This is a genomic window from Rhodococcus sp. USK10 (assembly GCF_019378875.1).
GTDB lineage: Bacteria > Actinomycetota > Actinomycetes > Mycobacteriales > Mycobacteriaceae > Rhodococcus_F > Rhodococcus_F pseudokoreensis.
Map to the genome: position 1 here is coordinate 7,194,410 of NZ_CP076048.1, position 22,461 is coordinate 7,216,870.

The following is a 22,461-nucleotide window of genomic DNA, read 5'->3' on the forward strand; positions in this document are numbered from 1 at the left end:
CGGCACGTCCGACCACGTCACACACAACCGGGCGGATGTACCTTCGGTCGATCGCCGACCGAAGGTACATTCGCTCGTGGGTTTCCGGAGCCTTCCGGTATCTCTGAGGAAAGGCGGCGCGGTGGGTGCTGGGGGTCGACTCGAGAGAGTCCGAGCGGTTCGGGGAGTTCGGGCGGTTCGGGGAGTACGGGGCCGAAGGCGCGGGAACGGTGTAGCAGTGACCGCACTTCTGCTGGCACTGTCGACGGCGGTACTCACGTCGTGCACCGCCGATCCGCCTCCGCCGGTCGAGAGCACCGACAGCCCCAAGCCGACGGTGTCGCCGACCGAGAAGCAGCCCGTCGTCGTCGCGATCGACGACGTGGGCAGCGGATTCAACCCGCACCTGCTGTCCGACCAGTCGCCGGCGAACTCCGCGGTGAGCGCCCTCGTCCTGCCGAGCCCGTTCCGGCCGGTGCCCGACCCCGCGCACCCGGGCGGCAGCACCTGGATTCCCGACTCCTCCCTCGTCATCTCCGCAGACGTCACGTCGCAGGAACCGTTCACCGTCACGTACCAGCTGCGCAACGAAGCGCAATGGTCCGACGGCGCGCCCATCGCCGCCGAGGACTTCCGCTACCTGTGGCAGCAGATGATCAGCGCCCCCGGCGTGGTCGACCCCGCCGGCTACGACCTGATCCAGGACGTCCGGTCCTCGGGTGGCGGCAAGACGGTCACCGTCGTGATGAAGTCCGCCTACCCGGCGTGGCGTGAACTCTTCACCGACCTCCTGCCGTCCCACCTCATCAAGGATTCCCCCGGCGGCTTCGCGACCGGACTGGCCGAGAACATCCCGGTGTCGGGCGGGCACTTCCACATCAAGTCGATCGACCGCGGCCGCGACGAGATCCTGCTCGAACGCAACGACCGGTTCTGGGACAAACCGGCGACCCCCGACCAGATCCTGATGCGGCGCGACGGCACCCCGTCGCAGCTCGCCGACTCGATGCGCAACAACGACACCCAGATCGTTCAGATTCACGGGGGCACAGCGACTTCCGCTCAGCTCGCTGCGATCCCGGCGGTGCGGACCGGTGCGTCGTTCCAGCCCCGCGGACTCGACCTCACGCTGAACGGCCGGGTGCCGGAACTCGCCGACGTCCGGGTGCGGAAGAGTCTGCTGAACCTGCTGGACACCGACCTGCTCGCCGTCGTCGGCGCAGGCAGCGAGGCCTCGGCGGTCCCGGCGCGCTCGCAGGTCTACGCCCCCTCCGATCCCGGTTACACCGCGACCGCACCCGCGCGGCCGAGCCGCGAACAGGTGCTGGCGCAGCTGGCCGAATACGGCTACGTCGCCGAAACACCTCCCGGCACCGTCGTTCCCGCGGGCACGGTGCCGCCCACCCGGCTCGTCCGCGAGGGCGTCCCGCTCGCACTCGTCATCGGCACCCCCGAGGGTGACGACACGGCGAGCGCCGTCGCCAACACGGCGGCCGACCAGTTGCGCGGCGCCGGCATCGACGCCACCGTGACGTCGCTGCCCGCCGAGGAGTTGTACGGGGAGTCGCTGAGCAAGGGCGACATCGGAGCGGTCGTCGGCTGGTCGCGCGCCGGGTCCGACCCGGCGACGGCGCTGGCGTCCCGGCACAGCTGTCCGCCCGCAGTGGTCGCGACGACCCAGCCGAACACCGAAACTGCCGTCCCCGAACGTGATTCGGTGTCGGAGGCCAAGGCCCCGTCGAACCTGTCGGGAGTCTGCGACCCCACTCTGCAGCCGTCGATCGACGCCGCGGTGCGCGGGGTCGGTGATGTGCCGCAGGCCCTCGCCGACGCCGACCGCAGGCTCTGGGACCTGGCCGCGGTGCTGCCGATCATGCAGGACCGCACGATGGTCGCGGCCGGGCCCGGTGTCGACGGGGTATCGCTGTCGGGCGCCGTGCCCGTCGGAATATTCAGCGACGCAGCAGACTGGAGCAGGATCAAGGAATGAGTGAGCGGCGACTACTGCTGGTCCATGCCCATCCCGACGACGAGACCCTCACGACCGGCGGCACCATCGCGCGCTACGCCGCCGACGGTACCGACGTCCACGTCCTGACGTGCACGCTCGGCGAGGAGGGTGAGGTGATCGGCGACGAGTGGGCGCAGCTGGTCGCCGGCGCTGCCGATCAGCTCGGCGGGTTCCGGATCGGTGAGCTGACGGCGGCGCTGTCGTCTCTCGGTGCGGGGCGGCCACGATTCCTCCTGGGGGCGGGACACTTCCGTGACTCCGGCATGGCGGGCACGGCGTCGGCGGCGAACCCGCGCGCCTTCGTCAACGCCGACCGCGACTCGGTGACCGAGGCGATCGTGGCGGTCATCCGTGAGGTGCGGCCGCACGTCGTCGTCACATACGACCCGGACGGCGGATACGGTCACCCCGACCATATCCAGGCGCACGGGATCGTCACGGCGGCCGTCGAGGCGGCGGGAACGGAACAGTTCCCCGCGGCGGGCGTCCCCTGGGAGGTCGCGAAACTGTACTGGACGGTGACCGAGGCGAGCGCGCTCGAGGCGGGACTCTGTCGGATCGGCGATCTTCCCGACGGCTGGCGGCTGCCGGAGCCCGGCGAATTGCCGAGTGTGCCGGACGCCGACGTGACGACGGTGATCGACGTGCGGAGTGTGCTCGATGCGAAGCGGAACGCGCTGTCGGCGCACGCCACCCAGGTGACCGTGGCGCCGAGCGGCACCGAGTACGCGCTCTCCAACGACATCGCGCAGCCGATCCTGGTGGAGGAGCATTTCGTGCTGGTGCGCGGCGCCCTCGGGGATCGGGGCGCCGACGGCAGAGAGCGGGACCTCTTCGATGGCGTGCGTCTCTGACCGCAGGTGTCTGTGACCGGCGTTACGTATTACACTGTGGCGCACGTCACGCAGCGGCCGCGGTCGAGTCCGCGTGGCACCCGTCAGGAGAGGCGATAGATGTACAACTGGGATGTTCAGAACGCCATCGTCGCGTTCGTCGATACGCTCCGGCCCTCGTGGCCGGCCCAGCACGACCTGTACTACAGCGTGCTGTACGGATTCGCCGACATGCAGAGCCATTTGCTGACCCTGCTGGGCTACCCGCCCGTCGCCTGATCCACTATTGACACATGACCGTCGGCACCGCAGCGCAACCCGGGCACCTCGACGCTTTGGGGAGGGTCACCCTCGCGCTGCTGGTGTTCGACGGTTTTCTGTGCGCCGTCCTGTCGGTGCTGTTCCTGCCGAGCTACCTCGGTGCCACGCCGTTTCCGATCAGCATCCTCGCCGCCGCCGTCGCCAACCTGGCGTTGGTGGTCGCCGCCCGGTCCACGACCGGCCGGGTCAGGTCGGGAGTGCTGCCGCTCGCCGGCTGGGGTGTCGGTTTCCTGCTCTGCATGTTCGGCGGCCCGGGCGGCGATGTGCTCATGCTCGCGTCCGTCTGGACGCTCCTGCTTCTGATCGGCTCGCTGCTTCCCGCGGCGGTCTACCTGTGGAAGGTCAGTGTCAAAGCGGCTTTCGGGGCTGTTTCGCCTCCGGAACGCGAGGGTACGCGGTAGCGACCAGCAGCCTGCTGAAGGAGCATCGCGATGACAGATCAGAACTTCACGACCGACGACGCCGGCATCCCGGTCACGAGTGACGAACACTCGCTCACCATCGGGACGGACGGGCCCATCCTCCTCCAGGACCACTACCTGATCGAGAAGATGGCCCAGTTCAACCGCGAACGCGTTGCGGAGCGCCAACCGCACGCGAAGGGAGGCGGGGCGTTCGGGCGGTTCGAAGTCACCGAGGACGTCTCCGCGTACACGAAAGCCGATCTCTTCCAGCCGGGGAAGAAGACGGATCTGCTGATCAGATTCTCGTCCGTCGCCGGCGAGCGCGGCAGCCCGGACACGTGGCGCGACCCCCGCGGATTCGCGGTGAAGTTCTACACCGAGCAGGGCAACTACGACATGGTCGGAAACAACACGCCCGTCTTCTTCGTCCGCGACCCGATGAAGTTCCAGGACTTCATCCGCTCGCAGAAGCGGCGCGCCGACAACAACCTTCGCGACCACGACATGCAGTGGGACTTCTGGACACTGTCCCCGGAGTCGGCGCACCAGGTCACCTGGCTCATGGGCGATCGCGGCATCCCGCGCACCTGGCGGCACATGAACGGATACTCCAGCCACACGTACATGTGGGTGAACGCCGCCGGCGAGAAGTTCTGGGTGAAGTACCACTTCCACACCGACCAGGGCATCGAGTTCTTCACGCAGCACGAGGGCGACCAGATGGCGTCCGTCGACACCGATTACCACACGCGGGACCTGTGGGAACACATCGACGGCGGCGAGTACCCGAGCTGGACGCTGAAGATGCAGATAATGCCGTTCGAGGATGCGGACGACTACCGGTTCAACCCGTTCGACCTCACCAAGGTGTGGCCGCACGGCGACTACCCGCTGATCCCCGTCGGCAGAATGACCCTCGACCGCAACCCCACGGACTACCACTGCGAGATCGAGCAGGCCGCATTCGAACCCAGCAATCTGGTTCCCGGCATCGGCCCGAGCCCCGACAAGATGCTCATCGGCAGGCTGTTCTCCTACCCGGACGCCCACCGCTACCGGATCGGCGCCAACTACAAAGAACTGCCCGTCAACCGGCCGCACGTGCCCGTCCACTCGTATTCGAAGGACGGCAACATGCGGCACCGCAACCCCGGGGACCCGGTGTACGTGCCGAATTCCAAGGGCGGCCCGCACGCCGACCCGTCGCAGGTCGGGGAGACGGCCACCTGGTACGGCGCCGGCGACATGGTCCGCTCGCCCTATGCACTTCACAAGGACGACGACGACTGGGGTCAGGCCGGGGCGATGGTCCGTGACGTACTCGACGACGCCGCCCGGGACCGCCTGGTGGACAACGTCGTCGGGCATCTGCTGAACGGCGTCAGCGAACCGATCCTGGCGAAGGCGTTCGACTACTGGCGCAACGTAGACAAGACGCTCGGCGACCGGATCGCCGACGGGGTGTCGACGAAGCAGTCGGAGACCGATCCCAAGGCGGGGGAGCAGGCCAATCCGGCGCGCAGCAGCGCGCAGGCGAAGGCCTAACCCTCGAACGCCACGGGGTGCCGAGGCTCGTACAGCGTCATCTCTCCCGCTCCGGGGATCTTCAGGGAGGTGGTGAGGCCGTACCGGTCGTCGCGGATTCCGCGCGTGAACTCGGCACCCTTGGCCTCGAGTTCCGCCACGGTCGACTCGATGTCGTCGCACATCAGCGAGATCTCGTGATGCGGCCGGGTCGACCACGGCTCACCGCCCCGATCGTCCGAGGTGGGATGCACACCCATCTCGGACGGCCCGGTGCGGAAGATCAGCCAACCGCCGCCGGCGTCGACGTGCGGCCAGCCCAGCACGTCGCGGAAGAAATCGCGGGCGGCCTCGGCGTCGTCGGCGTAGACCAGAGTGTGCACAGCTGTGATCATGGGGGCAGCCTAGTGCGATTCGTCCGTCACACTGAGAGAATGTCGAACGACGAACTGTCCGGACTCACCATCGCCGTCACCGCCGAACGCCGGGCCGCCGAATTCATCACGCTGCTCGAACGCCACGGCGCCGCCATCGTCCACACCCCGGCCATCCACGTGCTTCCGCTCGTCGACGACTCCGATCTGCGCGCCCGCACCGCCGGCATCATCGCGTCGCCGCCGGACCTCCTCGTCGTCAGCACCGCCGTCGGATTCCGGGGCTGGCTGGACGCGGCACGGGCCTGGGACGAGGAGGACGCGCTGCTCACCGCCTTGCAGTCGGCGCGGATCATCACCCGGGGCCCCAAGGCGAAGGGCGCCGTCCGCGGCGCAGGCCTGCGCGAGGAGTGGTCGCCCGACACCGAGTCATCCGAGGAAGTGCACGAACACCTCGTGGCCCAGGGCGTGCGCGGACTGCGCGTCGCGGTCCAGTTGCACGGCACCATCACCGAATGGGAACCGATGACCGACCTGAGCGTCTCCCTCGCCGGTGCCGGGGCCGACACGACGGCCGTGTCGGTGTACCGGTGGATCCGGCCCGAGAACCAGCAGCCACTGCTGACGCTGCTCGACCGGATCGTCCGCGCCGAGGTCGACGCCGTCACCTTCACCAGTGCACCCGCCGTGTCCTCGCTGCTCAGCACCGCGAAGGACACCGACCGGGTCGAGGCGCTCCTGCAGGCGTTCCACGGTCCGGTCGCACCCGTCTGCGTCGGTTCCGTGACGGCCTCGCCGCTCACCGTCCTCGGGGTGGACACCATGCAACCCGCCCGACCCCGGCTCGGGAGCATGGCGAAATACATCATCGAGGAACTTCCGAAGCGGCGTCATGCGGGGTGAACGGCGCTTTCGGCGCTTCTGACGCGTCGGATGTACCGTTCGCCCGGCGGACAGGCGCCCGGAATCAGTCGAGCAGCCCGGCCACGCGGGCGGCGTCGGAGAGCACCGACTCGAGCATGGCGGAGGTCAGCCGGCCGGTGAACGTGTTCTGCTGGCTGACGTGGTAGCACCCGAAGAGGTGCAGGGGACGTTCGGCGCCGGCCAGTTCGACGTGCGCGCCGTGCCCGAACTTGGGCCGCGGCCGGGGAACGGCCCAGCCGGCGTCGTCGAGGACCGGGAGCAGCGACTGCCAGCCGAACCCGCCGAGCACGATCACCGACCGCAGGCCGGGTTGCAGGATACGCAGTTCGGTGTCGAGCCAGTGGCGGCAGTTGTCGCGTTCTTCCGGGGTGGGTTTGTTCGCGGGCGGAGCGCAGTGCACCGGGGACGTGATCCGGACGCCGAATAGTTCGAGGCCGTCGCCTATGCGGGTGGCCGTCGGCTGGCTCGCGAGACCCACGGCGTGCAGGGCGGCGTAGAGGAAGTCGCCGCTGCGGTCGCCGGTGAACATGCGCCCGGTCCGGTTCGCGCCGTGCGCGGCGGGCGCGAGACCGACGATCAGCAGGGACGCGTCGGCCGGACCGAATCCGGGAACCGGACGGCCCCAATAGGTTTCGTCGCGAAACGACGCGCGCTTCTCGCGTGCGACGGTCTCCCGCCATGCGACGAGGCGGGGGCACGCCCGGCAGTCGATCAGGTGGGCGTCGAGACCGGCGATGTCGGTCAGCGCCGCGCCCACACGTCACCTCCGCCGGGGGTCACCGACTCGATGAGCGACCACGCCTGATCGGCGGGCAGATCGATCACCAGGTACCTTCCGGTGCCGGCGGGGGTCGCGGCGATGACGGTCGCCACCCCCGCCCGCCGCTGGAAGAACGTCTGGCGGACGGTCCACCCGATGATGCCGTCCGCCTCGAGGCTGTCCCGGGAGCGGTCGAGAGAGCCGCTGCGGGTGATCAGCCACCCGGGCAGCACGGCGTGGCCGAGACCGCGGTACCGATCCCACGCCAGCGCCACGCCGCCGACGGCGAGCACGACGATCCCGGCCCACACCGCCCAGAACACGGGCCGGTCGAGGATCCGGAACACGAGGGCGGCAGCGAGCGCGATCTCCGCGGGGATCAGGGCCCGCGTGTAGCGCCGCCGCTGCGCGACCGGCCCGTGTGGGGTGAGTGGGACCCCGGCCTGGCGGTGGTCGCCGATCACGGTGGCCATCACCCGCTCCGCCTCCGCGCGCGGCGCCTGGGGGAGCAGCAGCGAGGACTCGCGCCTTTCGGCGCTGACACCGGTCATCACGGCATCCAGCCGGGCGCCGCCGGCGAGCCGCAGGAGAAGTGGTTCCTTCAGGGTCGTTCCGCGCAAACGGGCGCGGTCCAGGGTGCTCTGGCGGGTCTTCAGCAGGCCGTGACTGACGTGCAGGGTGTGGCCGTTGTCCGTCAGCGTCATATTGCCGTACGTCAGCAGGTACCGGACACATGCGAGGCCGCTGGCGGCGATCAGGAGGACGACGACGCCGACGACGACGGCCACGGCGATCCCGACGCGCTCGGCGGATTCGATCCCCTCGGCCACCGTCGACGAGCGGGCGATCTTCGCCCCGATTCCGTATTGGAACGCGAGTCCGACGATCGCCGCGATGGTCACCACCCCGGTCACCGAGAACGGGGCGTAGCGCACCCACGCGGGAGTCCAGTGGCCGATCTCGGCCACCGCGGGTTCCTGTGGGACCGCGGTGTGCTCGACCTCGGGGGAGGGCTGACGGGTGAGGAGCGCGGCGCGCAGGTCGGGCACCAGCCCGGTGGAGAGGGCGTTGAGTTCGAACTTCGCGGCGTCCGGTGTGGACCCCACCTGCCGGCCGGTGCCGATGCGCACGATCGACAGCCCGAGCAGCCGATGCAGCACCCCTGCCTCCACGTCGACGGAGCGGATCCGGTTGCGCGGTACGGACAGCAGGCGTTTGTTGAACAGGCCCTGCCGCAGTTGCACGTGGACCGGGCCGATGCGGTAACTCGTCGTGAACCAGCGCGAGACACCGAACACCACGAACACGACGATGGCGACGAGACTCCACACGTGGTTGCCGCTCTGGGTGCCGATCACCAGCGAAATCAGCAACACCGGCAGGAGTTTGACGATCTCGTTGACGGGGTGGACCAGCAGCATCCGGCGGTCCAGGCGCAACCAGGGCTGCTCCTCCTCCGCGGCGACCGCGGCCTCGCCCTGCGCGATGGGCGGTGCGACGCCCGGTTCCGGTGCCGCACTCATGTGGCGTCACCGACATTGGTGCCGGCGATCTCGGTGAGCCGCGCGACGGTGCGGTCGGCGGTGTCCTGATCGAGGGCGGCGATCTTGACGGCACCGGCGGACGACGCCGTCGTGACGGTGACGGTCGCGAGCCCCAGCATGCGGTCGATCGGTCCGCGTTCGGTGTCGACGGTCTGGATGCGGGAGATGGGCGCGATGCGCCGTTCCTGGGTGAACCAGCCGCTGCGCGTGTAGACCGCGGTGTCGCTGATCTCCCACCGATGCACCCGGTACCGCCAGAACGGGACGACGGCGACGTGGACGATCGCGAGCACGACGGTGATCGCGAGGACCGTGAGATGCACCCACACGGGCCACCAGTGGAAGACGAGCGCGACGACCTGCACGACGAAGACGGGAAACCAGAGGAGGGCGGCGTTGATTGCCCACAACTGCTTGGCTTTGGGGCTGGGCCGCCACAGCGGCTCCGCCATGGTGACGGTGGTGGGCACACTCATGCCCCTACTTTGGCCGTGCCCCGCCATTCTGTCGAGAACGGACCTATGGTGGGAGGACCCCCGAAGTGAAAGGAGCGCAGACATGACGTCATTCGATGCGGCCGATTCTCCGGAGGTTCCCGAGGCGGACCGGCTCGAGCAGGAAATCGCCGTCGACGACGACAACTCCGACGAGGTCGAAGAAGTGTCGTCACTGGAGGTGAACGAGGCGGACGCCGCCGAGCAGAGCCGGGCGGTTCCGGTCGACGAGGACTACCCGCGCGGGTAGCGATCACCGCCGCTCGCGGAGTCTGGGTGGCACGGCCCGTCGTCGATGGCGCATGATCGCTGGGTGACCCATTCAGGTGAAGAGTCCGGCCGGCCCACGATGCTTCCCATGCCGGGTGTTCCGGCGGCACCCCCGTCCGGTGCATCGGCGCAGGAAGCGGCACCGTCCGCGTCCGCGATGCGGCGGGTGTTGCGGCGGGCGCGGGACGGTGCCACGTTGAACGTGGACGAGGCGACGGTGTTGTTGCAGGCCCGTGGCGAGGATCTGGTGGATCTGTGTTCGTCGGCGGCGAAGGTGCGCGATGCCGGGTTGCTGGCGGCGGGTCGGCCGAAGGCGGTCACGTATTCGCGGAAGGTGTTCATCCCGCTGACCCGGTTGTGCCGGGACAAGTGCCATTACTGCACGTTCGTGACGGTGCCGGGCAAGTTGCGGGCCGAGGGGCGCGGGGCGTATCTGGAACCGGACGAGGTGCTGGAGATCGCCCGGCAGGGCGCCGAATTGGGCTGCAAGGAAGCCCTGTTCACATTGGGTGACCGGCCGGAGGATCGGTGGCCGGAGGCGAAGCAGTGGCTCGACGAGCGGGGCTACGACTCGACGCTGGACTACCTGCGGGCTATGTCGATCCGGGTGCTCGAGGAGACCGGGCTGCTGCCGCACCTGAATCCGGGCGTGATGAGCTGGGAGGAGATCTCCCGGCTCAAGCCGGTGGCCCCGTCGATGGGGATGATGCTCGAGACCACCTCGACCCGGTTGTTCACCGACAAGGGCGAATGCCATTACGGCAGCCCGGACAAGGATCCGGCGGTGCGGTTGCGCACCCTCACCGACGCCGGCCGGCTCAGTGTGCCGTTCACCACCGGGATTCTGGTGGGCATCGGCGAGACCGTCCGGGAGCGTGCCGAGTCGATCATGGCGATCCGGAAGTCGCACAAGGCGTTCGGGCACGTCCAGGAGGTGATCGTGCAGAACTTCCTGGCCAAGCCGGACACCGCGATGCGCGATACCCCGGACGCCGGTCTCGAGGAGTTCACCGCGACGATCGCGGTGTCCCGGTTGCTGCTGGGCCCGGGGATGCGGATCCAGTCGCCGCCGAATCTGGTGTCGACCACCGAATGCGCCGCGCTGCTGGGGGCGGGCGTCGACGACTGGGGTGGGGTCTCGCCGCTGACCCCGGACCATGTGAACCCGGAGCGGCCGTGGCCGAACCTGGACACCCTGGCCGAGATCACCGCGGCCGCCGGGTTCGAGCTCACCGAGCGCACGGCGGCGCAGCCGCAGTTCGTGCTGGCCGGGGCGCCGTGGATCGATCCGCGGATCACCGGGCACGTGCAGGCCCTCGCGGACCCGCAGACCGGGTTGGCGAAGCTCGATACCAGGCCGGTGGGGTTGCCGTGGCAGGAGCCGGACGAGTCGTGGGAGTCGGCGGGGCGGGTGGACCTGAACACCGAGATCGACACCGACGGCCGCCACACCGACACCCGCAGCGACCTGGGCAGCGCGTTCGGGGACTGGGAGACCGTCCGCGAGCAGGTGCTCGAGTTGTCCGGCCCGGTGCGGGTGGACACCGACGTCCTGGCGGCGTTGCGCAGCGCCGAACGCGACCCGGCGGGGCTGTCGGACGATGAGTACCTGGCGTTGGCGACCGCCGACGGGGCCGGGCTCGAGGCGGTGGTCGCGTTGGCCGATGCGCTGCGCAAGGACGCGGTCGGGGACGAGGTCACGTATGTGGTGAACCGGAACATCAACTTCACCAACATCTGCTACACCGGGTGCCGGTTCTGTGCGTTCGCGCAGCGCAAGGGGGACGCGGATGCGTTCACCCTGTCCACCGGCGAGGTCGCGGACCGGGTGTGGGAGGCGCACGTGGCGGGGGCGACGGAAGTGTGCATGCAGGGCGGTATCGACCCGGAGTTGCCGGTGACCGGGTATGCGGATCTGGTGCGGGCGGTGAAGAAGCGGGTGCCGTCGATGCACGTGCACGCGTTCTCGCCGATGGAGATCGTCAACGGTGCGTCGCGGGGTGGGCAGAGCATCCGGGACTGGTTGACCGAACTGCGCGAGGCCGGTCTGGACACCATTCCCGGCACCGCGGCGGAGATCCTCGACGACGAGGTGCGGTGGGTGCTGACGAAGGGGAAGTTGCCGACGGCGACGTGGGTGGAGGTGGTGACCACGGCGCACGAGGTGGGGCTGCGGTCGAGTTCGACGATGATGTACGGGCACGTCGACAACCCGAAGCATTGGGTGGGGCATCTGCGGGTGCTGTCCGGGATCCAGGACCGCACGGGTGGGTTCACCGAGTTCGTGCCGTTGCCGTTCGTGCATCAGAGTGCGCCGCTGTATCTGGCGGGGGCGTCGCGGCCGGGTCCGACGAACCGGGACAACCGGGCGGTGCACGCGCTGGCGCGGATCATGTTGCACGGGCGGATCCCGAACATTCAGACCAGCTGGGTCAAGTTGGGGGTGACCGGCACCCAGGTGATGTTGCAGGGTGGGGCGAACGATCTCGGGGGCACGCTGATGGAGGAGACCATCTCCCGGATGGCGGGATCCGAGCACGGATCGGAGAAGACCGTCGAGGAGCTGCGGGCCATCGCCGAGGGCATCGGCCGCCCGGCCCGCGAACGCACCACCACACACGCCCGACGCGAGGGACGGTCGCCGGCCGCATGAGCGAGACGCATCGGCTGGGCGACGACACGGTCGTCGCCATCCTGGATCGCGCCGCGCGGGGCATCAACCCCGTGCTCGATCTGGCCCTCACGGATCCGTTCGGTATCAAGGGCCGGACGTTCGGCCCGACAGCGGAGGAACGGGGCGCCGCGGAGGCGCTGCTCGACGGCATCGCCTGGGTGCTCGACACCGTGCGGTTCCCGGGAACGGCGTCGTGGGAGAAGGCGAGCGACGACGAGCGGGCACGGTGGTGGGTGACGCGGATCGGCGCGCTGAACACGATCGCGGTCGCGTCCCCGGGCATGTTCGGTGTGCTCCTCAACCGGCTCCCGATCCAGGACGTGCTCGGGTTCGCCAATCAGGCCGTCGTTCTCGTCGCGGTGGCCCGGGAACACGGCGTCACCGGCCGGTCCGCGCAGGTGGACCTGCTCGCCTCCGTGCTCTGCCGTCGCGAGACGGACGCGTCCGCGGCGCTTGCAGGCACGACGCCGCCCTCCGGTTCGGCAGGCGGTGTCTCGGTGTGGCGCCCGTTCGGACTGATCGGCGCGCTGTGGCGTACCGCGGGCACGGTGCGGGCGCTCAGTGACGAGCTCGACAAGCGCCCGCAACCGGGCGGGACCTACGCGCTGCTGGGGAACATCCCGGTGGTCGGTGTGGTGGCCGGGTATCTCGGCGAACGGGGCGCGCTGGTGAGAGCCGTAAAACAGGCCGAAAAGCGGATCGCGGAGCGGGCGCCGGTGCCCGCGACGATCCGCCGGGTCAGGTAACCCTCACCGCAGAGGGGTCCGCCGGGCAGGCGATAATAGTTTCTTCCGCGAGGTACAAGCGGCCCGTACCTCGTGCTTACTCGTGTCAGAAAGGCAGGGAGAGCGGCAGTGCCCTACACGATTGCTGAACCGTGCGTGGATGTGCTGGACAAGGCGTGTATCGAGGAATGCCCTGTCGACTGCATCTACGAGGGCGGGCGGATGCTCTACATCCATCCGGACGAATGCGTGGACTGCGGCGCCTGTGAACCCGTCTGCCCCGTCGAAGCCATCTTCTACGAAGACGACGTCCCGGACCAGTGGAACGGCTACATCGCCGCGAACGTCGACTTCTTCGACGACCTCGGTTCCCCCGGCGGAGCGGCGAAACTGGGCAAGGTCGACTACGATCCGCCGTTCATCAAGGCGCTGCCCCCCATGGGCGAGGACTAGATGTGCCTCGTATCCCGGTAGCCGCAGCACTTCCCGACTTTCCGTGGGACTCGCTCGAGTCGGCGAAGGCGAAGGCCTTCGCCCACCCGGGTGGCATCGTCAACCTGTCGGTGGGAACCCCGGTCGATCCGGTGGCCCCGATCATCCAGGAGGCGCTGACCGCGGTCGCCGCGGTTCCGGGGTACCCGACGACGCACGGCACGGACGAACTCCGCAACGCCGCAGTCGAGGCGCTGCGCCGCCGCTACGGAATCACCGGTATCGATCCGGCGGCGGTGCTGCCCGCGATCGGCACGAAGGAGCTCATCGCCTGGCTGCCACGCCTTCTCGGGCTCGGCGCCGACGACCTCGTGGTCATTCCGGAGCTGGCGTACCCCACCTACGAGGTGGGTGCGCTCCTCGCGGGTGCGCGGGTGATCCGCGCCGACGGTCTGAACCGGCTCGGCCCCGAGGGCGCGTCGCTGATCTTCGTGAACTCGCCGTCCAATCCCACTGGCAAGGTGCTCGGTCTCGAGCATCTGCGCAAGGTGGTCGACTGGGCGCGAAGCCGGGGCGCCATCGTGGCGTCCGACGAGTGCTACCTGGGGTTGACCTGGGAAGGGGAAGCCCTCTCCATCCTCGACGAGCGGGTGAACGACGGCGATCTCACCGGTCTCCTCGCGGTGCATTCGCTGTCGAAGACGTCCAACCTCGCGAGCTACCGCGCGGGATTCGTCACCGGTGACCCGGCGTTGGTCGCCGAACTCCTCGAGGTCCGCAAGCACGCGGGCATGATGGTGCCGTTGCCGATCCAGTCGGCGATGACCGCCGCGCTCAGCGACGACGACCACGAGAACGAGCAGCGTGAGCGGTACCGCCGTCGCCGGGAGATCCTTCTCGCAGCGGTGCGCGGCGCCGGATTCACCGTCGACGATTCCGAGGCCGGGCTGTACCTGTGGGCGACCCGCGGCGAAGCCTGCCGGGACACCGTCGAGTGGTTCGCCGAGCGGGGCATCCTCGTCGCGCCGGGTGAGTTCTACGGTCCCGGCGGCGGCACTCACGTGCGGATCGCGCTCACGGCCGACGACGAACGCATCGCGGCCGCAGCGGAACGACTGGCCTGACCCGAGTCGGCCCGGACGGAACGGTCACGGTGCAAGTATGGTGCCGTGACCCTCGACGACGTCGCCGACGAACTGTACGGCCTCGACCCCGGTGAGTTCGTCGAGGCCCGCACCGCGCAGGTGACGGCGGCGCGGGACAACAAGGATCGCGCCCTGGCGACCGAGATCGGGAAACTGCGGAAGCCCACGGTCGTCGGCTGGCTCGTCAACCTGCTCGCCCGCGAACTGCCCGACGAGGTGGGTGCGCTCCTCGCCCTCGGCGACGCCCTCCGCGATGCGCAGCGGCACCTGTCCGGCCCGGACCTCCGGCGGCTGACGACGCAGCGGCAGCAGGTGGTCCGGGCGTTGGCGCGCAAGGCCGGTGAGCTCGCGGCCGACCGGGGCCGGACCGTCGGCGAGGACGCGCTGCGCGATGTCGGTCAGACCCTGCACGCCGCGCTCGCCGACGCCGACACCGCCGAGCAGGTGCGTCGCGGCCGGGTGGTGACGGCGGCGAGCTACAGCGGTTTCGGGCCTGCCGGACTCACCGTCGTCCAGGGAAAGTCGGCGACGAAGCCGCCGAAGTCCGAACCCGAAAAGCCGATGAAAGCGAAGAAATCGCAGGAACGTGATCTCGACGCCGAACGCGCGGAGGCCGAGGCGGAACTGGCGGACGCCACGTCCGGGGCCGACGAGATCCGCGGCGCGCTGGACGACGCGAACGCCGAACTCGGGCAGGCGCGATCCACACTGACCGACATCGACCACCGGATCGAGGAACTGCGCGCCGAACTCGAACACGCCGAGCAGGAGCGGCAGTTCACCCGGAACGCGGAGAAGGCCTCGGCGGAGGCGGTGCACCGGGGAGAACGCGAACTGGAGGCGGCAGAGCGGCGGGTCGAAGCAGCCCGGCGCGCACTCGACGATCTCGGCTGACACGAGTGCCGGAAACCTTGACCTCGAGCGCGGTTGAGGTCCTAGCCTGGCCTCATGTCCTTCACCGAGCAGGAACTCGACTACCTGGCATCACAGCGCATCGGCAGACTCGCCACCGTGCAACCGGGCGGAACCTTGCAGGTCAGTCCCGTCGGCTTCCACTACAATCCCGACACGTCCACGATCGACATCCAGGGCTACAACATGGCCGCGAGCCGCAAGTTCCGTAACGTCGCCGACAACGGGAAGGTGGCGTTCGTCGTGGACGACGTGCCGTCCGTCGACCCGTGGCGGGTCCGCTGCGTCGAAATCCGGGGGCGCGCCGAGGCCCTCGACGCCGGCGCCGCCCAGGCGAACGGCCTCGGCGGCCCGACCATCCGCATCCGCCCCGAGCGCATCATCAGCTTCGGGCTCGGCGCCACCGACCAGGACGTCCACCAACTCGTCTCGAACGCACGCGACGTGTAGCGGACTACGCGATGTCCGGCGAGTAGCCGGCCGCGAGCACGGCGACGGTGGACGGCGGCGTCAGGACCGTGGAGGTGCCGCCCGCCGGTCGCTTCGACGGCGTCCCGTATCCGTCGGCCGTCCACGGGACGACGGTGTCGTCGAGCACGACCGCGGGTTCGTCGTCGAACAGCACGAAGGTGCCGCAGGGAAGCGACGACCAGGCGGCCCGGTGCGTTCGCTGACGGGACCCGTCCAGTCGTTCCCCGTGCAACCGGGCGTCCATCTCGTCGGCGCTCGGCAGCCCGCCCTCGTTCGCGGACCGCCAGGCGGCGCGAAAGTCGTTGTACCGCTCGCGCCTGCACAGGGCGCACGGCCGGTGCCCGGCGGCCAGCGCCACCGCCTCGTCGTGGAAGAACAGCACCGTGTAGTGGCCCTCGCTCCACTGCGGAACTGTGCGCGCCGGGTAGTCGGTGACGCAGATGATCCACCGTGTGCCGGAATGATTGCGCACCACGGAGTGCCCGCGGTGCAGGCAGCCCCGATTGCCCATGAACCGGCCGCGCAGCGGAATCGCGACGATGTCGGATCGGGGTGACACGCGGTTCCGTTCGGCCATGCGCCGATGGTAGCCAGCCCGTCGGCGCGTCAAAACCGGATGGCTGCCCCCGTACAGAGCTAACCTGGGCTCGAGGGTTCCGTTCGGACGGGTGTCCCCGTCCGGCCGCGGTTCCCGGTCACAGTTCCTCACACGATCTGAGGGCAGGAGGCAGGCAGCATGGACGCCATCACCCAGGTTCCGGTGCCCACCAACGAGCCGGTCCACACGTACGCGCCGGGCAGTCCCGAACGTTCCCGAGTGCAATCCGCGCTCACCGACATCGCCACCAATCCCGTCGACATCCCGCACGTGATCGGGGGCAAACACCGTCACGGCAACGGCGACCGCATCGACGTCGTACAACCACATCGGCACGCCGCCGTGCTCGGCACGCTGCGCAGCGCCACCCACGACGACGCGTCGGCGGCGGTCGAGGCGGCCACGGCCGCGGCACCGGACTGGCGGGCGCTGTCGTTCGACGACCGGGCCGCCGTGATCCTGCGTGCCGCCGACCTGCTGTCCGGGCCCTGGCGCGAGACACTCGCCGCGGCGACGATGCTCGGGCAGTCGAAGTCGGTCCAGCAAGCCGAGATCGACGCACCGTGTGAGCTGATCGACTTCTGGCGCTTCAACGTTCACTTCGCCCGCCAGATCCTCGCCGACCAGCCCATCTCCTCGCCGGGTGTGTGGAACCGGCTCGAATACCGCCCGCTCGAGGGCTTCGTCTACGCCATCACTCCGTTCAACTTCAGCGCGATCGCCGGCAATCTGCCGACCGCGCCCGCGCTGATGGGCAACACGGTGATCTGGAAGCCGTCGTCGACGCAGACCGTCGCCGCGTACTGGACGATCAAACTGCTCGAAGCGGCGGGCATGCCCCCGGGTGTGATCAATCTGCTCACCGGGAGCGGGCAGGCTGTGTCGGAAGTGCTGCTGAGCGACCCCCGGCTCGCCGGAATCCACTTCACGGGGTCGACCCGCACGTTCCAGCATCTCTGGAGCGAGGTGGGCGCGAATATCGGGAAGTACGCGGGCTACCCCCGGCTGGTGGGGGAGACCGGCGGCAAGGACTTCGTGGTCGCGCACGCCTCGGCCGACGAGGACGTACTCCGGACGGCGCTGGTCCGCGGCGCATTCGAATACCAGGGCCAGAAGTGTTCCGCCGCCTCCCGGGCCTACGTCCCGAAATCGCTGTGGCGGAGGATGCGGGACACGTTCACTGCGGAAGTCGACGCCCTCACCTACGGGGACGTGACAGACCTGGAGAACTTCGGTGGCGCCCTCATCGACCGGCGCGCCTACGACAAGAACGTCGCGGCCATCGAACGCGCCCGCGGCGCGGCAGGCCTCGAGATCGCCGTCGGCGGCAAGTACGACGACAGCGTCGGCTACTTCGTCCGTCCCACCGTGCTCCTCGCGGACGACCCCGCCGACGAGGCGATGACCACCGAGTACTTCGGCCCGATCCTGACGGTGCACGTGTACGACGACTCGGCCCCGAACGCGTTCGCCGACGTGCTCGCCAAGGTCGACTCGGCGGCCCCGTACGCACTGACCGGTGCGGTGATCGCCGACGACCGGCAGGCCGTCGAGCAGGCCACGTCGGCACTGCGGTACACCGCCGGAAACTTCTACGTCAACGACAAGCCGACCGGTGCCGTCGTCGGGCAGCAACCGTTCGGCGGGGCCCGCGCCTCCGGTACCAACGACAAGGCCGGGTCCAAACTCAACCTGCTGCGCTGGGTGTCGGCCCGCACCATCAAGGAGACGTTCGTCCCCGCCACCGATTACCGATATCCGCACATGGGGTCGGAATGAAAGCGCCGACGGTCCTGGCGAATCCGCTCCGCCCGGCGATCCTCGCGGCGGCCCGGTCGTCGCGCGTCAAACGCGCCGTCACCGGCGCCCCGGTGACCCGGAAGCTTGTCGACCGCTTCGTGGCGGGCGAGAGCCGGGAGTCGGCGCTGGCGTCCGTTCGGGAGATCCTCGATTCGGGCCGGTCGGTGTCGATCGACTTCCTCGGTGAGGACACCCATGACGCGGCGGGCGCGCAGGCGACCGTCGACGAGTACCTGGCGCTCGTCGCCGATCTCGGTGCCCTGCCGGAGGCGGCGGACGGGACGTCGGGGGTCCGGCGGCTCGAGGTGTCGATGAAGTTGTCGGCGCTCGGTCAGGCGCTCGCCGGCGACGGCACACGGATCGCCACCGACAACGCCCGCACGATCTGCGCCGCCGCGGACGCAGCGGCCGTGTGGGTGACCGTGGATGCCGAGGACCACACCACCACCGATTCGACGCTCGCGATCGTCCGCGAACTCCGCACCGACTTCCCGTGGCTGGGTGCGGTGCTGCAGTCGTATCTGCGCCGCACCGAGGACGACTGCCGTGCCCTCGCGTGCCGCGGCTCGCGGGTCCGGCTCTGCAAGGGGGCGTACCGGGAACCCGAGTCCGTGGCATTCAAGGACCGCGCCGCCGTGGACGCCTCGTATCTGCGTTGCCTGACGATCCTCATGGAAGGCGACGGGTACCCGATGGTGGCCTCGCACGACCCGGCCGTCATCGACGCGGTCGCCCCGCTGGTCGGGCGCACCGGCCGCGCCGCGGACGCCTACGAGCACCAGATGCTGTTCGGGATCCGGGACGTCGAGCAACTTCGGCTCGCGAACCAGGACAAGCAGGTTCGGGTGTACGTGCCCTACGGAAGTCAGTGGTACGCGTACTTCATGCGGCGACTGGCCGAGCGTCCCTCGAACCTGCGGTTCTTCCTGCGCTCGGTGGTCACCCGGGATTGACCGGCGCGGGCCGCTGACCGGATCCGGTGCGGGCGCGCCGTTGTAGAGTTTCGCGGTGACGACTTCTGGCGCAGGATGGATCAGCGCGGTCCTCTTCGTCGTCGTTCTCGTCCTCGCCTCACTGATCGGATCGGTGCGGATCGGTGAGGGGCGCATCGGCGAGGCGGGGTTCACCCGTCCGCCGCGCACCGCGGTGGTGCTGTGGTTGCTGATCGCCGTGCCGTCGCTGCTGCAGATCGTCGTTCCCGCCGTCCTCGACGCCCTCGAGCGTGACCCCGACCAGATCCGGGACCACCAGTGGTGGCGGATCTTCACGTCGGTCGCGGTGCAGGACGGGGGAGTGGCCGGAACCGTGGTGAACCTGCTCGTCCTCGCCTGGGTGGCGCCGCTCGCGGTGCGGGTGTGGGGTGGAGTCCGGGCGGTACTGCTGTTCGTGGCGAGCCAGATCATCTTCGGCCTGTTCACCGCTTTCCTGTTCCCGTCGCCCGGCGCAGGCAATTCCGGTGCAACGCTCGCGCTGGCGGCGTCGTTCGCGGGGCTGGTGGTGATGCAGTCCAAGGACAGGCGAGTCCTCGCCGCGAGTGGTGGCATCGTGCTCGCCGGCGTCCTGCTGGTGGTGGTCGACGACGCCCACGGACTGGCCGTCCTGACCGGGGCCCTGCTGGGCGCGGCACTCGCCACCGTCAGTCCGCCGCCGGGAGACCCACCGGACCGCGCCCGGGCCCTGTGAGAAGCTGTCGATGTGCTGCTGCGATCTCTGAATCCTCTGGCCGTCGCCCAGGGCGACGACATTCCCGACGCCATCCGGATCGGCGACACCACCCTGTCGCGAGGCGACGTGCTCGGTGCGGCGACGTCCGTTGCCGAACGGGTGGCACGCGCGGATCGGGTCGCGATTCTCGCCACCCCCACCGCGAGCACCGTCCTCGCCGTCGTGGGCTGCCTCATCGCCGGTGTGACCGCGGTGCCGGTGCCCCCCGATTCCGGCCCCGCCGAACTCGAGCACATCCTGCGCGATTCCGGTGCGCAGGCGTGGCTCGGTGAGGCGCCGGCGGACGCTGCGGGCCTGCCCGTCGTTCCGGTGCGCCTCCACGCCCGGTCGTGGCACAGCTATCCCGAACCACCCGAGTCGAGCATCGCGTTCGTGCTCTACACGTCCGGCACGACGGGGCCGCCCAAGGGAGTCCTGATCAGCAGGAAGGCCATCGCCGCCGGCCTCGACGCCCTCGCGGACGCCTGGCAGTGGACCCGCAACGACACTCTGGTGCAAGGACTTCCGCTGTTCCACATCCACGGGCTGATCCTCGGGGTGCTGGGACCGTTGCGTATCGGCAGCAGGCTCGTCCACACGGTCAAACCCACCCCGGCCGCCTACGCCGCGGCGCGCGGAACGATGTACTTCGGTGTCCCCACGGTGTGGAGTCGCATCGCAGGCGACCCCGAATCGGCGCGGGCGCTGTCGGGTGCGCGACTGCTGGTGTCGGGGAGCGCCCCGCTGCCCGTCCCGGTGTTCGAGAAGGTGCAGGAGCTGACCGGGCTCGCACTCGTCGAGCGGTACGGCATGAGCGAGACGATGCTCACGCTCAGCACCCGGGCCGACGGCGAACGACGCGCGGGGTGGGTCGGTGTGCCGCTCCGCGGCGTCGAGACCCGGCTGCGCGACGAGCGCGGCGGCGACGTCCCCCACGACGGCGAATCCATCGGCGGTCTGCAGGTGCGGGGGCCGATGCTGTTCGACGGCTACCTCGGCAGACCCGACGCGACCGCCGAATCGTTCACGGACGACGGCTTCTTCAAGACCGGCGACGTCGCCGTCATCGACCCGGGCGGGTTCCACCGCATCGTCGGCCGCGAATCCACGGACCTCATCAAATCCGGTGGATTCCGCGTCGGGGCGGGCGAGGTGGAGACGTCCCTCCTCGGCCACCCGAGCGTGCGGGAGGCGGCGGTCGTCGGCATCCCCGACCCGGACCTCGGTCAGCGACTCGTCGCGTTCGTGGTGGGCGACGACGTGTCGGAGACCGCGCTGATCGAGCACGTGGCCACCGAACTGTCGGTGCACAAGCGGCCCCGCGAGATTCGCGTCGTCGAGTCGCTTCCCCGCAACGCGATGGGCAAGGTGCAGAAGAAGCAGCTGTTCTGACATCGGTAAGGTGGCGGGCGATACCGGCCCAACACGGATTGGCAGGCGCACAGTGAGTGTCGAGAGCATCGTCCAGAGCACCCGGATCGTCCTCGCCTCCCGGCCGGACGGCGCGCCCACAGCCGACAACTTCCGGCTCGAGGCGGTGAACCTCCCCGACCCCACCGACGGCCAGGTGCTGATCCGCGTCATCTATCTCTCGCTCGACCCGTACATGCGCGGGCGGATGAGCGCCGCCGAGTCGTACGCCGACCCGGTCGAGATCGACGAGGTCATGGTCGGCGGCACCGTCGGGCAGGTCGTCGACTCCCGGCACCCGGATTTCGCGACCGGTGACTACGTTCTCGGGTACGCGGGCTGGCAGTCGCATGCCGTGGTCGACGGCAACCACCTCCGTGCACTCGACCGCGACGCCGCCCCGTTGTCGACCGCGGTCGGAGTACTCGGCATGCCCGGCTTCACTGCGTACTCCGGCCTGCTGAAGATCGGGCAACCGAAGTCGGGCGAGACGGTGGTCGTCGCGGCGGCCAGCGGTCCGGTCGGCTCGGCCGTGGGACAGATCGCGAAACGGAAGGGCGCGCGGGCTGTCGGCATCGCAGGCGGACCGGAGAAGTGCGCCTATCTGCTGGACGAACTCGGATTCGACGCCGCCGTCGATCACCGGTCCCCGGCCTTCGCCGAGGAACTGCGCGCCGCGTGCCCCGACGGCATCGACGTCTACTTCGAGAACGTCGGCGGTGCGGTGGCCGCGGCGGTGCTGCCGCTGCTCAACCTGTACGCGCGCGTTCCCGTGTGCGGCCTGATCGCGCAGTACAACGACACCGAGACCCCCGCGGGACCGGATCGGCTGCCCGGGTTCTTCAGCCGGGTGCTCGTCAAGAGCCTCACCATCCGCGGGTTCATCCAGAGCGAGTTCGTCTCCGAGATGTACGCGGACTTCCAGCGCGACGTGTCCGGGTGGATCCGGGAGGGCCGATTCGCCTACCGCGAGGACGTCGTCGACGGGCTCGAGAATGCGCCCGCGGCGTTCATCGGGCTGCTCCGGGGCAGCAACTTCGGCAAGCTGGTCGTCCGGGTCGCCGAGGAGAACTGACCGACCACTGGTCCACCACTTCGCCGACAACGTCACCCCGTGCGGTTCGCTGCCCGGTGAACAACTGCAGAGCGACG

The 22,461-nt window shown here is 69.5% G+C and carries 23 protein-coding genes; 18 read left to right on the forward strand and 5 right to left on the reverse strand.

Features of this window, described 5'->3' with window-relative positions; translation table 11 throughout:
- Nucleotides 1-121 precede the first annotated feature (121 nt).
- The 5 genes from I1A62_RS39965 (at nt 122) to I1A62_RS39985 (ending at nt 5,093) form a co-directional block, all read left to right on the forward strand.
- Nucleotides 122-1,969, forward strand: coding sequence for an ABC transporter family substrate-binding protein (locus tag I1A62_RS39965; RefSeq protein ID WP_374710723.1), 1,848 nt, complete (start codon nt 122-124; stop codon nt 1,967-1,969).
- Nucleotides 1,966-2,844, forward strand: coding sequence for an N-acetyl-1-D-myo-inositol-2-amino-2-deoxy-alpha-D-glucopyranoside deacetylase (gene mshB, locus I1A62_RS39970; RefSeq protein ID WP_124389490.1), 879 nt, complete (start codon nt 1,966-1,968; stop codon nt 2,842-2,844). The genes I1A62_RS39965 and mshB overlap by 4 nt, the downstream gene beginning before the upstream one ends.
- A gap of 99 nt (nt 2,845-2,943) precedes the next feature.
- Entirely contained in the window at nt 2,944-3,102 is a 159-nt protein-coding gene (locus I1A62_RS39975) for a hypothetical protein (RefSeq protein WP_005239161.1), read from the forward strand.
- 14 nt (nt 3,103-3,116) lie between these two features.
- On the forward strand, nt 3,117-3,545 hold the full coding sequence (locus tag I1A62_RS39980) for a hypothetical protein (protein WP_124389491.1): 429 nt from the start codon (nt 3,117-3,119) through the stop codon (nt 3,543-3,545).
- A 30-nt stretch (nt 3,546-3,575) separates the two neighbouring features.
- Entirely contained in the window at nt 3,576-5,093 is a 1,518-nt protein-coding gene (locus I1A62_RS39985; protein WP_219457761.1) for a catalase, read from the forward strand.
- Here the strand turns inward: I1A62_RS39985 and I1A62_RS39990 are convergent.
- Nucleotides 5,090-5,467 carry a VOC family protein gene (locus I1A62_RS39990; RefSeq protein WP_087556448.1) on the reverse strand — a complete coding sequence of 126 codons (378 nt, stop codon included), beginning with the start codon at nt 5,465-5,467 and terminating at the stop codon, nt 5,090-5,092. The genes I1A62_RS39985 and I1A62_RS39990 overlap by 4 nt on opposite strands.
- A gap of 39 nt (nt 5,468-5,506) precedes the next feature.
- On the opposite strand from I1A62_RS39990, the gene I1A62_RS39995 reads away from it, so the two are divergent.
- A complete protein-coding gene (locus I1A62_RS39995; protein WP_218269277.1) occupies nt 5,507-6,349 on the forward strand; it encodes a uroporphyrinogen-III synthase in 843 nt (280 codons plus the stop codon).
- Between the two features lie 64 nt (nt 6,350-6,413).
- Here the strand turns inward: I1A62_RS39995 and I1A62_RS40000 are convergent, their stop codons facing one another.
- The 3 genes from I1A62_RS40000 to I1A62_RS40010 are packed head-to-tail and all read right to left on the reverse strand — an operon-like array spanning nt 6,414 to nt 9,150.
- Nucleotides 6,414-7,127: a uracil-DNA glycosylase gene (locus tag I1A62_RS40000; RefSeq protein WP_124389494.1), complete on the reverse strand. Its 714-nt coding sequence runs from the start codon at nt 7,125-7,127 to the stop codon at nt 6,414-6,416.
- Nucleotides 7,112-8,653 (reverse strand): PH domain-containing protein, encoded by a 1,542-nt coding sequence (locus I1A62_RS40005; protein ID WP_219457763.1) that lies wholly within the window; start codon nt 8,651-8,653, stop codon nt 7,112-7,114. Before I1A62_RS40005 ends, I1A62_RS40000 begins: the two co-directional genes overlap by 16 nt.
- Nucleotides 8,650-9,150, reverse strand: coding sequence for a PH domain-containing protein (locus tag I1A62_RS40010; RefSeq protein ID WP_219457765.1), 501 nt, complete (start codon nt 9,148-9,150; stop codon nt 8,650-8,652). The genes I1A62_RS40005 and I1A62_RS40010 overlap by 4 nt, the downstream gene beginning before the upstream one ends.
- Nucleotides 9,151-9,232: 82 nt before the next feature.
- Between I1A62_RS40010 and I1A62_RS40015 the strand changes: the two genes are divergently transcribed.
- From I1A62_RS40015 to I1A62_RS40045, 7 genes are all read left to right on the forward strand, one after another.
- Entirely contained in the window at nt 9,233-9,418 is a 186-nt protein-coding gene (locus I1A62_RS40015) for a hypothetical protein (protein ID WP_015889740.1), read from the forward strand.
- A gap of 45 nt (nt 9,419-9,463) precedes the next feature.
- Nucleotides 9,464-12,091 (forward strand): bifunctional FO biosynthesis protein CofGH, encoded by a 2,628-nt coding sequence (locus I1A62_RS40020; RefSeq protein WP_219457767.1) that lies wholly within the window; start codon nt 9,464-9,466, stop codon nt 12,089-12,091.
- Entirely contained in the window at nt 12,088-12,858 is a 771-nt protein-coding gene (locus I1A62_RS40025; protein WP_219457769.1) for a hypothetical protein, read from the forward strand. The genes I1A62_RS40020 and I1A62_RS40025 overlap by 4 nt, the downstream gene beginning before the upstream one ends.
- Before the next feature lie 108 nt (nt 12,859-12,966).
- Complete coding sequence (gene fdxA, locus I1A62_RS40030; protein WP_073363533.1) at nt 12,967-13,290, forward strand: ferredoxin; 324 nt, start codon at nt 12,967-12,969, stop codon at nt 13,288-13,290.
- 2 nt (nt 13,291-13,292) lie between these two features.
- The gene (gene dapC, locus I1A62_RS40035) at nt 13,293-14,393 is read left to right on the forward strand and encodes a succinyldiaminopimelate transaminase (protein ID WP_219457771.1); all 1,101 of its coding nucleotides are present in this window, start codon (nt 13,293-13,295) and stop codon (nt 14,391-14,393) included.
- Nucleotides 14,394-14,438: 45 nt separating this feature from the next.
- On the forward strand, nt 14,439-15,308 hold the full coding sequence (locus I1A62_RS40040) for a hypothetical protein (protein ID WP_219457773.1): 870 nt from the start codon (nt 14,439-14,441) through the stop codon (nt 15,306-15,308).
- Nucleotides 15,309-15,362: 54 nt separating this feature from the next.
- Nucleotides 15,363-15,776, forward strand: coding sequence for a PPOX class F420-dependent oxidoreductase (locus tag I1A62_RS40045; protein ID WP_219457775.1), 414 nt, complete (start codon nt 15,363-15,365; stop codon nt 15,774-15,776).
- Between the two features lie 4 nt (nt 15,777-15,780).
- On the opposite strand, the gene I1A62_RS40050 is transcribed toward I1A62_RS40045, so the two are convergent.
- A complete protein-coding gene (locus I1A62_RS40050; RefSeq protein ID WP_219457776.1) occupies nt 15,781-16,374 on the reverse strand; it encodes a hypothetical protein in 594 nt (197 codons plus the stop codon).
- 159 nt (nt 16,375-16,533) lie between these two features.
- On the opposite strand from I1A62_RS40050, the gene pruA reads away from it, so the two are divergent.
- Genes pruA through I1A62_RS40075 form a run of 5 tightly spaced genes read left to right on the forward strand, consistent with a single transcriptional unit; the run spans nt 16,534 to nt 22,384 of the window.
- Nucleotides 16,534-18,174, forward strand: coding sequence for an L-glutamate gamma-semialdehyde dehydrogenase (gene pruA / locus I1A62_RS40055; protein WP_124392200.1), 1,641 nt, complete (start codon nt 16,534-16,536; stop codon nt 18,172-18,174).
- Nucleotides 18,171-19,148, forward strand: a complete 978-nt coding sequence (locus tag I1A62_RS40060; RefSeq protein WP_219457777.1) for a proline dehydrogenase family protein — start codon at nt 18,171-18,173, stop codon at nt 19,146-19,148. The genes pruA and I1A62_RS40060 overlap by 4 nt, the downstream gene beginning before the upstream one ends.
- A 55-nt stretch (nt 19,149-19,203) precedes the next feature.
- On the forward strand, nt 19,204-19,878 hold the full coding sequence (locus I1A62_RS40065) for a rhomboid family intramembrane serine protease (RefSeq protein ID WP_219457778.1): 675 nt from the start codon (nt 19,204-19,206) through the stop codon (nt 19,876-19,878).
- A 12-nt stretch (nt 19,879-19,890) separates the two neighbouring features.
- Nucleotides 19,891-21,291 (forward strand): acyl-CoA synthetase, encoded by a 1,401-nt coding sequence (locus I1A62_RS40070; protein ID WP_124392203.1) that lies wholly within the window; start codon nt 19,891-19,893, stop codon nt 21,289-21,291.
- A gap of 52 nt (nt 21,292-21,343) precedes the next feature.
- Nucleotides 21,344-22,384 (forward strand): NADP-dependent oxidoreductase, encoded by a 1,041-nt coding sequence (locus I1A62_RS40075; RefSeq protein ID WP_219457779.1) that lies wholly within the window; start codon nt 21,344-21,346, stop codon nt 22,382-22,384.
- Nucleotides 22,385-22,461 lie beyond the last annotated feature (77 nt).